Source organism: Streptomyces sp. NBC_00045, from assembly GCF_045041095.1.
Classification (GTDB): Bacteria; Actinomycetota; Actinomycetes; order Streptomycetales; family Streptomycetaceae; genus Streptomyces.
Map to the genome: position 1 here is coordinate 4,151,730 of NZ_CP108271.1, position 12,427 is coordinate 4,164,156.

Annotated in this window: 13 protein-coding genes; 7 read left to right on the forward strand and 6 right to left on the reverse strand. The window is 73.1% G+C overall.

From position 1 onward, the window contains the following. Positions 1 to 79 precede the first annotated feature (79 nt). The 5 genes from OHA65_RS19430 to OHA65_RS19450 all read left to right on the forward strand — a co-directional run bounded on the left by OHA65_RS19430 (position 80) and on the right by OHA65_RS19450 (position 5,246). Positions 80 to 1,738 (forward strand): sensor histidine kinase, encoded by a 1,659-nt coding sequence (locus OHA65_RS19430; RefSeq protein ID WP_371646882.1) that lies wholly within the window; start codon positions 80 to 82, stop codon positions 1,736 to 1,738. Positions 1,739 to 1,746: 8 nt separating this feature from the next. Then, positions 1,747 to 2,406 (forward strand): response regulator transcription factor, encoded by a 660-nt coding sequence (locus OHA65_RS19435; protein ID WP_327284348.1) that lies wholly within the window; start codon positions 1,747 to 1,749, stop codon positions 2,404 to 2,406. 67 nt (positions 2,407 to 2,473) lie between these two features. Continuing rightward, positions 2,474 to 3,931, forward strand: coding sequence for a DUF2252 domain-containing protein (locus OHA65_RS19440; RefSeq protein ID WP_327285718.1), 1,458 nt, complete (start codon positions 2,474 to 2,476; stop codon positions 3,929 to 3,931). A gap of 124 nt (positions 3,932 to 4,055) precedes the next feature. Next, entirely contained in the window at positions 4,056 to 4,865 is an 810-nt protein-coding gene (locus tag OHA65_RS19445) for a J domain-containing protein (protein WP_327284349.1), read from the forward strand. 36 nt (positions 4,866 to 4,901) lie between these two features. Next, complete coding sequence (locus tag OHA65_RS19450; protein WP_327284350.1) at positions 4,902 to 5,246, forward strand: rhodanese-like domain-containing protein; 345 nt, start codon at positions 4,902 to 4,904, stop codon at positions 5,244 to 5,246. Between the two features lie 107 nt (positions 5,247 to 5,353). Here OHA65_RS19450 and OHA65_RS19455 read toward each other — a convergent pair whose 3' ends face one another. From OHA65_RS19455 to paaA, 6 genes are all read right to left on the reverse strand, one after another. Next, positions 5,354 to 6,496: an acyl-CoA dehydrogenase family protein gene (locus OHA65_RS19455; RefSeq protein ID WP_327284351.1), complete on the reverse strand. Its 1,143-nt coding sequence runs from the start codon at positions 6,494 to 6,496 to the stop codon at positions 5,354 to 5,356. A 124-nt stretch (positions 6,497 to 6,620) separates the two neighbouring features. Continuing rightward, a complete protein-coding gene (locus OHA65_RS19460; protein ID WP_327284352.1) occupies positions 6,621 to 7,748 on the reverse strand; it encodes a 2Fe-2S iron-sulfur cluster-binding protein in 1,128 nt (375 codons plus the stop codon). Beyond that, entirely contained in the window at positions 7,749 to 8,234 is a 486-nt protein-coding gene (paaD, locus tag OHA65_RS19465; RefSeq protein WP_327285719.1) for a 1,2-phenylacetyl-CoA epoxidase subunit PaaD, read from the reverse strand. A gap of 53 nt (positions 8,235 to 8,287) precedes the next feature. Further along, positions 8,288 to 9,058 carry a 1,2-phenylacetyl-CoA epoxidase subunit PaaC gene (paaC, locus tag OHA65_RS19470; RefSeq protein WP_371644171.1) on the reverse strand — a complete coding sequence of 257 codons (771 nt, stop codon included), beginning with the start codon at positions 9,056 to 9,058 and terminating at the stop codon, positions 8,288 to 8,290. Further along, positions 9,055 to 9,339: a 1,2-phenylacetyl-CoA epoxidase subunit PaaB gene (gene paaB / locus OHA65_RS19475; RefSeq protein WP_030292728.1), complete on the reverse strand. Its 285-nt coding sequence runs from the start codon at positions 9,337 to 9,339 to the stop codon at positions 9,055 to 9,057. Before paaB ends, paaC begins: the two co-directional genes overlap by 4 nt. Then, on the reverse strand, positions 9,336 to 10,343 hold the full coding sequence (paaA, locus tag OHA65_RS19480; RefSeq protein WP_327284353.1) for a 1,2-phenylacetyl-CoA epoxidase subunit PaaA: 1,008 nt from the start codon (positions 10,341 to 10,343) through the stop codon (positions 9,336 to 9,338). Before paaA ends, paaB begins: the two co-directional genes overlap by 4 nt. Before the next feature lie 135 nt (positions 10,344 to 10,478). Here paaA and OHA65_RS19485 point away from each other — a divergent pair, with 135 nt between their 5' ends. Continuing rightward, entirely contained in the window at positions 10,479 to 11,180 is a 702-nt protein-coding gene (locus OHA65_RS19485; protein WP_327284355.1) for a DUF5819 family protein, read from the forward strand. Further along, positions 11,168 to 12,388, forward strand: coding sequence for an HTTM domain-containing protein (locus OHA65_RS19490; protein ID WP_405762189.1), 1,221 nt, complete (start codon positions 11,168 to 11,170; stop codon positions 12,386 to 12,388). The genes OHA65_RS19485 and OHA65_RS19490 overlap by 13 nt, the downstream gene beginning before the upstream one ends. Positions 12,389 to 12,427 lie beyond the last annotated feature (39 nt).

Consider the following 12,427-nt stretch of genomic DNA (forward strand, 5'->3'; position numbering starts at 1 on the left):
CGGCGGGGGCGCGACGAAAGAGGGCGGCCGGGCGGTGGCGGCGCTGTCTAGGGTCGGTCGCGTGGATGCGACGGCGAGGATGCGGGCGGGCTGGGGCTGGCTGAAGGGCCCGGAGCCGTGGACCGGGCGGGCGCTCGCGGGGGACCTGGTGCTCGCCGCGGTGCTCGCGCTGCTCGGGCTGGGTGTCGAGGAGCTCGACAACGGCAGCGTGCCGCGGATGGCGGGCAGCGTCGCGGTTGTGGTGCTGCTCACGTTGTTGCGGCGCCGGCTGCCGGCGACGACCCTGATCGCGGCGGCGGCGGTGGCCTCGTTCCTGCCCGGCACGGTCCTGATCATGATTTTGCTGGGCTGGTCGGCGGGGCGCCGGATCATCGGGGTGGGCCGGGCGCTGACCGCGTTCGTCCTGGCCTTCTTCGCCTCGGTCGGCTTCGAAGTGGTGCAGGCCTGGCCCGACCAGCGGCCCGTGCTGGTGATCGTGTTCTCCACGCTGATGTTCCTCGCGACGACGGTGATGCCGGGACTGGCCAGCCGCTACTGGTCGCAGCGCCGGACCCTGCTCCAAGCGCTCCAGGAACGCAACGGGCAGCTGATGCGGGAGAGCGCGATGGTCGCCGGGCAGGCCCGGCTGCGGGAACGCCAGCGGATCGCCCAGGACATGCACGACAGCCTGGGGCACCAGCTGGCGCTGATCGCCGTGCACACCGGCGCCCTGGAGGTGGACCCGCAGCTCACCGACCGCCAGCGTGACGCGGTGGGCGTGCTGCGCCAAGCGTCGGTCGCGGCGATGCACGAGCTGCGCGAGGTCGTCGGCATCCTGCGGGACGGCGTCGAGGCGCCCGTGGTCGTCGAGGAGGCCGGCCCGGCGGCGCGCGGGGTGGTCGGGATCGCGGGGATCGTCGAGGCGGCGCGGAGCGCGGGGACCGACGTACGGATGACCGTGTCGGGGCGGCAGCGGCCGCTGGTCGCGGCCTGCGACCACGCGGCGTACCGGATCGTGCAAGAGGCGCTCACCAACGCGTACAAGCACGCTTCGGGAGCGCCGATTTCGGTGGAACTGCGGTACGAGGACGACTCGCTGGTGGTCGAGATCGCCAACGGGCCGGCGGCCGGGCCGGGTGTCGGCGCCGCAGTGTCGGGCGGGCAGGGGCTCACCGGGCTGCGGGAACGGGCGCGGCTGGTCGGCGGGATGGTGCACGCCGGCGTGACCGACGGCGGCGGGTTCCGGGTGGCCGGGGTCCTCCCGTACGGGGCGGAGCCGGCGGGGGTGGAGGACATCGCCGACGACTTCGGGCAGCAGGCGCAGGCGGCGTTCGCGACCGCGCCGCCGATGGACTGGGCGGCGGTGGACCGGGAGCTGGCGGTACGGGGCCGCGGGCCGGCCGGGGGCATAGCGGTGGGCTGCGGCATCGCCGTCGCGGCGGTCGTGCTGCTGGTGATCGTGATCGGGGCCGGGATGGTGCTGCTGGTGGGCTCGGCGGGCAACGCGATGATCAGCCAGGGGGACTACGACAAGGTGCGGGTGGGCGACTCGGAGCAGGCGGTCCGGGGCCGGCTGCCCGACGGCGAGAACTTCATGACCGCGGGTCTGGACCGCAAGGGCCCGGAGCGGCCCGAGGGCACGAGGTGCCTGGCCCTGCTGTCGTCGGACGACTCGGGGCTGACCACCAATACTGTTTTCCGGTTCTGCTTCAAGGACGGCAAGCTCGTCGAGAAGCAGGCGTACGAGGCCGAGCAGTAGGAGCACGGGTGACAGCCAAGGTGATCCGAGTGGTGATCGCTGACGACGAGCCGCTGATCCGGGCCGGGATCAGGATGATCCTGACCTCGGCTCCGGACATCGACGTCGTCGCGGAGGCGGCGAACGGCCGGGAGGCCGTGGACCTCGCCCGCGCACACGCCCCGGACGTGATGCTGCTGGACATCCAGATGCCGGTGTTGGACGGCCTGACCGCGCTCGGCGAGCTGGGGCGGGCGGCGCCGCAGGTGCGGGCGCTGATCCTGACCACGTTCGGAGAGAGGGAGAACGTGCTGCGGGCGCTGGGCTCGGGCGGCGCGGGGTTCCTGCTGAAGGACTCGGCGCCGGGCGAGCTGATCGGCGCGGTACGGGCGGCCGCGGCAGGGGACGCTTACCTGTCGCCGGGGGCGACCCGGCACGTGGTCGACCAGCTGGCCTCGGGACGGGGCGCGGCGCGCGCCGAGGAAGCCCGGCGACGGGTGGCGGAGCTCAGCGAGCGGGAGCGCGGGGTGCTGGCGCTGCTCGGCGAGGGGCTGTCGAACGCGGACGCCGGTCGGCGGCTGCACATGAGCGAGGCGACGGTGAAGACGTACGTGAGCCGGATCCTCTCGAAGCTGGGATGCGAGAACCGGGTTCAGGCCGCCCTGCTGGCCAGGGACGCCGGGCTGTAGGTACGGTCAGGCCGAATTGATGTTGCCGGACGGGACGTTCCGGCTGGTACGGGCGGGGGCGGCGCGCATGGTGGCGGTACCGGGGCAGAGAGTGGCGGAGCCGGCAGCGGAGTCGGACGGGACCACGGGCGCGGCGGGCGGCGGGCGCATCCCGGCCGTCGAGGGGTTCGCGCCGCGGGTCGTGGCGGGCTCGCCCAAGGAGGCGGGCAAGGCGCTGCGCCTGCGGGTGCCGCGCTCGGCGCACGCGCACTTCGAGGCCCCGGCCGGGCGGCCGGACGCGGTGCGGGCGGTGGAGGAGTCCAACGTCGGGCGGGTCGCGGAGCTCGCGCCGATACGGGTCGGCCGGATGGCCGCGAACCCCTTCGCCTTCCTGCGCGGATCGGCCGGGCTGATGGCGCACGACCTGTCCGCCGGACCGGTGACCGGAGTCGGCGCACAGATCTGCGGCGATGCCCACGCGGCGAATTTCGGGCTGTACGGCGATGCGCGCGGCCGGCTCGTCATCGACCTGAACGACTTCGACGAGACCGTGTTCGGGCCGTGGGAGTGGGACGTGAAGCGGCTGGCGACCTCGCTGGTCCTGGCCGGGCGGGTGGCCGGCGCCGACGAGGACACCTGCCGGGCCGCCGCGCACGACGCGGTGGGCGCGTACCGCCGGACCATGCGGTTGCTGGCCAAGCTGCCGGCGCTGGACTCCTGGAATGCCATCGCGGACGAGGAGCTCGTCTCGCACACCGACGCCCGCGACCTGCTGGGCACGCTGGAGCGGGTCTCGGAGAAGGCCCGCAACAACACCTCGGCGCGGTTCGCCGCCAAGTCCACCGAGGCCGGCCCCGACGGGGTGCGCCGCTTCGTGGACGCGCTGCCGGTGCTGCGCCGGGTCGGCGACGGGGAGGCGGCGGCCGTGGCGGCCTCGCTCGGCCCGTACCTGAAGACCCTCCAGGGGGACCGGCTGCCGCTGCTGGCCCGGTACGCCATCCACGACGTGGCCTTCCGGGTGGTGGGCACCGGGAGCGTCGGCACCCGCTCGTACGTGGTGCTGCTGCTGGACCACCGGGGCGAGCCGCTCGTGCTCCAGGTGAAGGAGGCGCGGCCGTCCGTGCTGCTGCCCCACCTGGCCGCGCTGGGCTTCCCGACCGTGGCCGAGGAGCACGAGGGCCGCCGGGTAGTGGCGGGCCAGAAGCGGATGCAGGTGGTCTCGGACATCCTGCTGGGCTGGACCACGGTGGAGGGGCGGCCGTACCAGGTACGGCAGTTCCGCAACCGCAAGGGCAGCGTGGACCCGGCGGCGCTGGCCGCCGACCAGATCGACGACTACGGGCGGATGACCGGTGCCCTGCTGGCCCGGGCGCACGCGCACAGCGCGGATCCGCGGCTGCTGGCCGGGTACTGCGGCAAGAACGACGAGCTGGACGAGGCGATGGCGACCTTCGCGGTGGCGTACGCCGACCGGAGCGAGGCCGACCACGCGCACCTGGTGTCGGCGGTGCGGTCCGGGCGCATCGCGGCGGAGGCCGGGGTCTGAGCGGGTTCGCGGTCGCGGGTGACGGTCCTGGGCCACGGCCGGGGGTGACGGTCCCGGGTCACGGTCCCGGGTCGATGTTTCACGTGGAACATCGACCCGGCTCGACCGGCCTTAGGCTGGCCGGGTGAGCGAGCAGCAGACTGAAGAGACGGGCGACGAGCGACCCGAGGCGCGCCTGGAGCGGGCCGTGCGGGCCGCCGAGCAGGCGCTGATCGAGTTCGAGATCGCGGTGGAGACCTTCCGGGTGGAGGTGGAGAACTTCTCCCGGTTGCACCACCAGAAGCTCGGCCCGATGTACTCGCGGCTCGACGAACTGGACGCGCTGATCGCCGAGGCGAAGGCGGCGCGCACCGGCGACGCCGAGGACCTGCGCCGGGCCCGGGACGCCCGCGCGCTGGTGATGCCGATGCCCGGGGTGGACGAGCTGTTCCACGACTGGATGGGCGCGGACGGCATCTCCGACGACGCGTCCGCGATGCTCACCGACCGGCCGGTGCAGCCCCCGCAGCGGGTGCGGCCGACGGAGGAGGTCCGCCGCCTCTACCGCGAGCTGGTCCGCCAGGCGCACCCCGACCTCGCCCGGGACGATGCCGAGCGGGAGCGCCGAGATGCGTTCATCGCGCGGGTGAACGCGGCGTACGGGCGGGGCGACGAGCAGCTGCTGCGCGAGCTGGCCGAGGAATGGGCCGCGGGTCCCGTACCGGAGGCCGTGCGGCAGCTGAACGAGAGCGAGGAGCTCTACGCCCGGCTGGAGTGGCTGGCGCGGCGCAAGGAGCTGCTGTCGTTGCTGGCGCGGGAGCTGGAGGACAGCGCGATCGGCTCGATGCTGAGGATGGCGCCGGAGGATCCGGACCGGCTCCTGGAGGAGATCGCGGAGCAGCTGCTCGCGGATGTCGCGAAGCGTGAGGCGGAGCTCGCCTCGCTCGTTGGATAGGTTGGGAAACAGATCTGCGATGAGAGAAGGCGACGTATGAACTTCGGACCGCTTCCCTCGGTGGACGCCGCCGCGGTGCCCTCCGAAGGCTTTGTCCTCGACGTCCGTGAGGACGACGAATGGGCTGCCGGACATGTGGAAGGTGCCCTGCACATCCCGATGAGCGAGTTCGTGGCCCGCTTCGGCGAGCTGACGGAGACCGTCGAGGACGGCCGCCGCGTGCACGTGATGTGCCGGGTGGGCGGGCGCTCCGCGCAGGTCACCCAGTACCTGGTGCGCCAGGGCATCGACGCCGTGAACATCGACGGCGGCATGCAGGCCTGGGACGGCGCCGGGCGCCCGATGACCACCGACAACGGGAACCCGGCCTTCGTGCTCTAGTACCTCAGGGCCTCAGGGCCTCAGGGCCTCAGGGCCTCAGGGCCTCAGGCCTCAGGCCTCAGGCCTCAGGCGTTAGGCGTTAGGCGTCTGGCGTCTGGCGCCTGCCGTCAGGCGAGGGCGTGGGCGGCCAGTAGGTCGCCCAGCGCCTCCTCGTGCGCCGCGGCCGGGCCCAGCTGGAGCTCCAGCTGCTTGGCCCACGCGTGGTAGCGGTGCAGCGGGTAGTCGGTGTCGGCGCCGAAGCCGCCGTGCAGGTGCTGTGCCGTCTGCACGACCCGGCGGACCCCTTCCGAGGCCCAGATCTTGGCGACGGCGACGTCCCCGGCGCTCGGCAGTGGGCCGCCCGCCCCGCCGGTCGCCGCGTCGAGGCGCCAGGCGGCCTGCCAGAGGGTGACCTCCATGGCGCGCAGGTCGATGTAGCGGTCGGCGGCCTGGACGGCGACGGCCTGGAACGTGGCCACCGGGAAGCCGAACTGCTCACGCTTGCCGGTGTATTGGCTGGTCATGGTGAGCACCCCCGTGCCGAGGCCGAGGGCCTGGGCGCAGGTCCCGGTGGCGAGGAGCTGGCGGAGCCGCTCCCAGGCCCCCGGGGTGTCGATGAGGTGCGCGGCGGGTACCCGCACGCCGGCCAGGGTGAGTTCGGCGAGTCGTTCCCCGCTGGTGGAGACCTGCCCGGCCAGGGTGAGGCCCTCGGCGGTGCGCGGGACGAGCGCCAGGACGGCCTCCCCCTCGCCGGTGTGGGCCGGTACGGCGATCCAGTCGGCGCCGTGCGCCCACGGGACCGCCGTCTGGACGCCGTCGAGGGCCCAGAGCGTGCCCTCGCGGCGGGCGGTGACGGAGAGTTCGGCGGGATCGTGGCCGCTGCGGCCGTGGGCGGCGGCGGTCAGGACGAGCGTTCCGCGCCCGGCGGCGGGCAGCAGGGCCGCGGCCAGTTCGGGGCTGCCGTGGGCCTGGACCGCCATGGCGGTGGCGCAGTGCTCCAGCAAGGGCACCCGGGCCAGCACCTTCGCCGCCTCGCGCAGCACCAGGCACAGGGCGATCGCGTCGAGGCCCGCGCCGCCGTGCTCCTCGGCGAGGACCAGGCTCAGCAGGTCGGACGAGGCGAGCTTGGCCCACAGCGGCCGGTCGAAATCCTCGGCGACGGCCCCCGGGGTCAGCGCGGGGCTGGGCACGCCGTCCGGGGCGACGTCCGCGAAGACGGCCTTCGCCGCCTCGACGGCGGCCTGCTGCTCCTCGGTGAAGGTGAAGTCCACTGCCTGTCCTCCCGCGCGCACCGGATCCCGTCAGGCCCGGTCCGGGCCTGACGGTGCGTCAAGATAGAACAGGTTCTCAAAGAAGCACAGCCCCGGGAGAGCGCGCCCCGAAGGCGGCCCGACCTCACCGGTCGAAGTCGATCTCCACTTCCCCGGTCACCGCGTGCGACTGGCAGGCCAGCACGAACCCGGCCTCCGTCTCCTCCGCCTCCAGCGCGAAGTTCCGGTCCATCCGGACCTCGCCCGTGACCAGGAACGCCCGGCAGGTGCCACAGACCCCGCCCTTGCAGGCGTACGGGGCGTCCGCGCGGTTGCGCAGCACGGCATCGAGCAGGGATTCGCCGTCGCGGACCGGCCAGGTCCCGGAGCGGCCGTCGAGGCGGGCCGTGACCCGTACGTGCGACGGGGCCGTCGCCGGGGCCGGCGGCGCCGTGTCCTCGACGTGGAAGATCTCCTCGTGGATCCGGGTCCGGGGCACACCGAGGCTGCCGAGCGCCCGCTCCGCGCCCATGACCAGCCCGTACGGGCCGCACAGGAACCAGCCCGACACCTCCGCGACGGGCAGCAGCGCGGGCAGCAGGGCCTTCAGCCGCTCCTCGTCGAGCCGACCGGACGGCAGCCCGGACTCCTGCTCCTCCCGGGACAGGACCGTCACGAGCTGGAACCGGTCCGGGAAGCGGTCCTTGAGGTCGGCGACCTCGTCCAGGAACATCGTCGACGCGGCCGTACGGTCGCTGCGGACCAGGCAGAACCGGGCGTCGGGCCGCGCCGCCAGCAGCGTGCCGGCGATCGACAGCACCGGGGTGATCCCGCTGCCGCCGACGATCGCCGCGTAGTGCCCGGCGGCCGGGGCTGCGGCCGGATCCAGGACGAACCGCCCGGCCGGGACCATCACCTCCAGCACGTCCCCGGCGGCGACCTCCTTGTGGGCGAACGTGGAGAACTCGCCGCCCTCCACCAGTCGCACGCCGACCTGAAGCGCCGCCGGGCCCGGGCCCGCGGGGTCCGGGGCGGGCGAGCAGATCGAGTACGTACGGCGGACCTCTTCGCCCTCGGGGGTGCGCCGGCGCAGCGTGAGGTGCTGGCCGGGGGCGTGCAGGTACTCGCCGCGCAGCTCCTCGGGGACGCGCAGGGTCAGCGCCACGGAGTCGTCGGTGAGCCGGTCGACGGCCGCCACCGTCAGCTGGTGGAAGGCGCCGTGGCGCGCGGGGCGCCCGGAGCCCGACGTGGGCGACGGCGTGGACGCGGCCATCTACAGCTCCTTGAAGTGGTCGAACGGTTCACGGCAGGCGGTGCAGCGGCGCAGCGCCTTGCATGCGGTGGAGGAGAACCGGCTGAGCAGTTCGGTGTCGGTCGATCCGCAGTTCGGGCAGCGGACCGAGAGGGCGACCGGGACGGGCCCGCCGGCCGCGTGCGGGCGCGGCGGGGCGATGCCGAACTCGGCGAGCTTGCGCCGCCCCTCGGCACTGATGTCGTCGGTCGACCAGGCCGGGGCCAGGACGGTGCGCACCCGCACGTCCGGGATGCCGTGGCCGGTCAGGGCCCGCTCGATGTCGGCGGACATGGCCTCGATGGCGGGGCAGCCGGTGTAGGTCGGGGTCAGGGTGACCTCGACGTGACCGTCCTCGTGCATCCGCACCCCGCGCATCACGCCGAGCTCGGCGAGCGTCAGCACGGGCAGCTCGGGGTCGGGCACGGAGCCGGCGAGCTCGGCCAGCTCCGCCTCCAGGCGGGTCATGGCCTCGGGGGCCCCGGGGTCGACCGCCGGGGCCGTGGCGCGGGGCACGTCCGTCACCATGACGCCCCCGGATGGCTGCGGTGCAGGTGCTGCATCTCGGCGAGCATCCTGCCGAACGGCTCGGTGTGCAGGCCCTGGCGGCCCGCCCCGGCGGCCCAGGCGCCGGTGCGCGGCCCTTCGGGCAGCGCGAGCCCGGCCCGCTCCAGCACGCCGCCCACGGCGGCCAGCCAGCGGTCCTCCAGGGCGGCCCAGTCCACGCCCGCGATCCCGTCAACCGGCTGGAACATCTCGCCGGTGTACTTCCACAGGGCGTCCAGAGCGGCCCGCATGCGGGCGCGGCTCTCCTGCGTGCCGTCGCCGAGCCGCAGGGTCCACTGCTCGGCGTGGTCGCGGTGGTACGCGGTCTCCTTGACGGCCTTGGCCGCCAGCGGGGCGAACGGGCCGTCACCGGCGGCCAGTTCTGCGTAGAGCTCGTGCTGGTGGAAGGAGAAGTAGAGCTGGCGGGCGATGGTGTGCGCGAAGTCCCCGTTCGGCTGCTCGACCAGCTGGAGGTTGCGGAAGGACCGCTCCTCGCGCAGGAACGCCATCTCGTCCTCGTCGCCGGCCATGGACAGCAGGACACGGGCCTGGCCGAGCAGGTCGAGCGCGATGTTCGCGAGGGCGACATCCTCCTCCAGGACGGGGGCGTGGCCCGCCCACTCGCCGAGGCGGTGGGAGAGGATCAGGGCGTCGTCCCCCAGCGCGAGGGCTGCCGAGGCGGTGATGTCGAGCGCCGTGACATCGGGCGCGGTGACATCGAGCGAAGTGGCATCGGTGCTGGTCACAGGTGGTGCACCCCCTCGGGGATCTCGTAGAAGGTCGGGTGCCGGTACGGCTTGTCGGCCGAGGGGGCGAAGAACGGGTCCCGCTCGTCCGGCGAGGACGCGGTGATCTCGGTGGAGGGCACCACCCAGATCGAGATGCCCTCGCCGCGCCGGGTGTAGAGGTCGCGGGCATTGCGCAGCGCCATCTCCGCGTCGGGTGCGTGCAGGCTGCCCGCGTGCGTGTGCGAGAGGCCGCGGCGCGAGCGCACGAACACCTCCCACAGTGGCCAGTTCTGCGTCATACCCCTGCCTCCTCGTTCATCGTCGTGCCCTGTGCGCCGTGCTTCTGCGCGTACGCCGCGGCCGCCTCGCGGACCCAGGCGCCTTCCTCGTGGGCCCGGCGCCGCTGGCCGATCCGCTGTTCGTTACAGGGGCCGTTGCCCTTGAGCACGTCCCAGAATTCGGCCCAGTCGATCGCGCCGAAATCGTGGTGCCCGCGCTCCTCGTTCCACTTCAGGTCCGGGTCGGGCAGGGTCAGGCCCAGTGCCTCCGCCTGCGGAACGGCGATGTCGACGAAGCGCTGGCGCAGTTCGTCGTTGGAGTGCCGCTTGATCCGCCACGCCATGGACTGCGCGGAGTGCGCCGACTCGTCGTCCGGCGGGCCGAACATCATCAGCGAGGGCCACCACCACCGGTCCACGGCGTCCTGCGCCATGGCGTGCTGCGCCTCGGTGCCCTTGGACAGGGCCATGAGGAGCTCGAAGCCCTGGCGCTGGTGGAAGGACTCCTCCTTGCAGATCCGGACCATCGCGCGGGCGTACGGACCGTACGAGCAGCGGCAGATCGGCACCTGGTTGGTGATCGCCGCGCCGTCCACGAGCCAGCCGATCGCGCCGACGTCGGCCCAGGTCAGCGTGGGGTAGTTGAAGATCGAGGAGTACTTCTGCTTGCCGGAGTGCAGCTTGTCGAGCAGCTCGTCGCGGCTGGTACCGAGGGTCTCGGCGGCGCTGTACAGGTAGAGGCCGTGCCCGGCCTCGTCCTGCACCTTGGCCATCAGGATCGCCTTGCGGCGCAGCGAGGGCGCGCGCGTGATCCAGTTGGCTTCGGGCTGCATGCCGATGATCTCGGAGTGGGCGTGTTGGGCCATCTGGCGGACGAGCGAGGCGCGGTACGCCTCGGGCATCCAGTCACGCGGCTCGACGCGCTCGTCGGCCGCCACGGCGGCGTCGAAGGCCGCCGCGAGCTGTGCCCCGAGGTCAGCCCCGAGGCCTGAGTCCTGCCCCGTTTCCGGGGTCACTGCCACCATCCCGGCTCCCTGCCAGACATTGTTGACCGCCCGACCGACCGATCGTTCGGTTCGTACTCTTCAATGGTGGGTCGGCGGCCCGTAGGGTGTCAACCTCTGAGGTCAACCCTGTGGACGCCGGATGATCGGGGCGGGATGGATTCGAACGAGCGCGAGCCCGCGGAAGACGCTGTTCCGCCGGTCGATCCGCCGGTCGATCCCGCGGTCGGAGCGGTGCCCCCGCGGGCTCCCGGGATCGCCGGCCTGTCCACCCCGTACCGCGTCGTCACGGCACTCGCCCTGGCCGTCGTGGGCCTCGCGGCCTGCGGGCACCTGGCCCTGGTCTTCCTGCACGTCGCCCCGTCCAACACCCTGAGCAAGCGGCACGCGCGGACGGTCGACGACTGGATCTACCCCGAGTTCGAGCAGAACTGGAAGCTCTTCGCCCCCAACCCGCTCCAGCAGAACATCTCGGTCGAGGTGCGGGCGGAGGTCCGCACGGCCGACCGGGCCTCGGCCACGGGCGACTGGCGCGACCTGTCCGCGCAGGACGGCGCGGCCATCCGGCACAGCCCGCTGCCCAGCCATGCGCGGCAGAACGAGCTGCGGCGGGCCTGGGACTTCTTCACAAGCTCCCACGACGAGGACAACAAGCCGACCGGCGAGCGCGGGGAACTGTCCGAGCGGTACCTGCGGCGGATCGCGCTGAGCCGGCTCGCGGACGACGGCGTCGCACCGGGCGAGATCGTACGGATCCAGCTGCGCTCGGCGACGCGTGCGGTGGCGGCGCCGCCGTGGAGCGACGAGAAGACCGACACCCAGACCTACTACCGGGAGCTGCCGTGGTGGACGGTGTGAGGCGGGCGCGCGCCGCCGCCGGCCGGGTGGTCGCGCAGGTCAGCGGACAGGCCCTGGGCCCGTACCAGAGCGCCGTCGTCCGCATCGGCTTCTCGGCGACCTGGCTGCTCTTCCTGCTGAGGGAGTTCCCGAACCGCAACGAACTGTACGGGCCGGACGGGCCGTGGAGCTTCGCCCTGGCGGAGCGACTGATCGCCTCGAACCACGCCTTCACGGTGCTGATGTGGTCGGACTCGGCGCTCTGGTTCCAGACCGTGTACGCGGTGTCGGTGCTGTCGAGCCTGCTGCTGGTGCTGGGCTGGCGGACGCGCGCGACGTCCGTCGTGTTCATGGTGGGGGTGCTGTCGCTCCAGAACCGCAGCGTGTTCATGGGCGACGGCGGGGACAACGTCATCCACCTCATGGCGATGTACCTGGTGCTGACCCGGTGCGCGCAGGTGTGGTCGCTGGACGCCCGCCGCGCACGGCTGCGGGGATCGGCCTCGGCGGGCGCGGCCGGACCGGTGCTGTGGGGCGTGCTGGGCGTGGGGTTCGCCTACGGGGCGGTGACCGCGTCGTTCGGCTACGGCTGGGTGGCGGCGTTCGCTGCGCTGTGGGTGATCAGCGCGGTGTGGTGGATGGTGGACCGGTACGAGCCCGGGGGCGAGGGGCGGGCGGTCCTGGACGTCCTGGCGAACCTGGTGCACAACGCGGGCATGCTGGTGATCATGGCGGAGGTCTGCCTGATCTACGCGACGGCCGGCTGGTACAAGATCCAGGGATCGCGGTGGCAGGACGGCACCGCGCTGTACTACCCGCTCGGGCTGGACTACTTCACGCCGTGGCCGGGGCTGTCTGCGGTGCTGGCGGGGAGCGGGACGCTGGTGATGCTGTTGTCCTACGGGACGGTGGCGGTGCAGGTCGCGTTCCCGTTCACGGTGTTCAACCGGCGGATCAAGAACGTGCTGCTGGTGTTGATGATGACGGAGCACGCGGGGATCGCGGTGCTGTTGGGGTTGCCGTTCTTCTCGATGGCGATGATCGCCGCCGATGCGGTGTTCCTGCCGACCGGGTTCTTGGTCTGGCTCGGCGCCAGGGCCTCGGGCTGGGTGCGGGTGGCTGCGCCGGCGGCCGGGTCTGTGACTGCGCCGGTGCCTGCGCCTACGCCTACGCCTGTGGATTCCGAGACCGCGCTCGTGGCGCGGGAACCGAGTCCGGGGCCGCGCTGACCGCTGCGCGTGGCCTTCGCCCCGCCCAAATAGCGCTGG

Bases quoted from the DNA above. Each gene is read 5' to 3' on its own strand.
- OHA65_RS19430 (WP_371646882.1), top strand. From the start codon at position 80: ATGCGGGCGGGCTGGGGCTGGCTGAAGGGCCCGGAGCCGTGGACCGGG.
- paaD (WP_327285719.1), bottom strand. From the start codon at position 8,234: ATGACCCGCCTGGAGGCGGAGCTGGCCGAGCTCGCCGGCTCCGTGCCC.
- paaB (WP_030292728.1), bottom strand. From the start codon at position 9,339: ATGACGCAGAACTGGCCACTGTGGGAGGTGTTCGTGCGCTCGCGCCGC.
- OHA65_RS19485 (WP_327284355.1), top strand. From the start codon at position 10,479: ATGGATTCGAACGAGCGCGAGCCCGCGGAAGACGCTGTTCCGCCGGTC.
- OHA65_RS19440 (WP_327285718.1), top strand. From the start codon at position 2,474: ATGGTGGCGGTACCGGGGCAGAGAGTGGCGGAGCCGGCAGCGGAGTCG.
- paaA (WP_327284353.1), bottom strand. From the start codon at position 10,343: ATGGTGGCAGTGACCCCGGAAACGGGGCAGGACTCAGGCCTCGGGGCT.
- OHA65_RS19450 (WP_327284350.1), top strand. From the start codon at position 4,902: ATGAACTTCGGACCGCTTCCCTCGGTGGACGCCGCCGCGGTGCCCTCC.
- OHA65_RS19460 (WP_327284352.1), bottom strand. From the start codon at position 7,748: ATGGCCGCGTCCACGCCGTCGCCCACGTCGGGCTCCGGGCGCCCCGCG.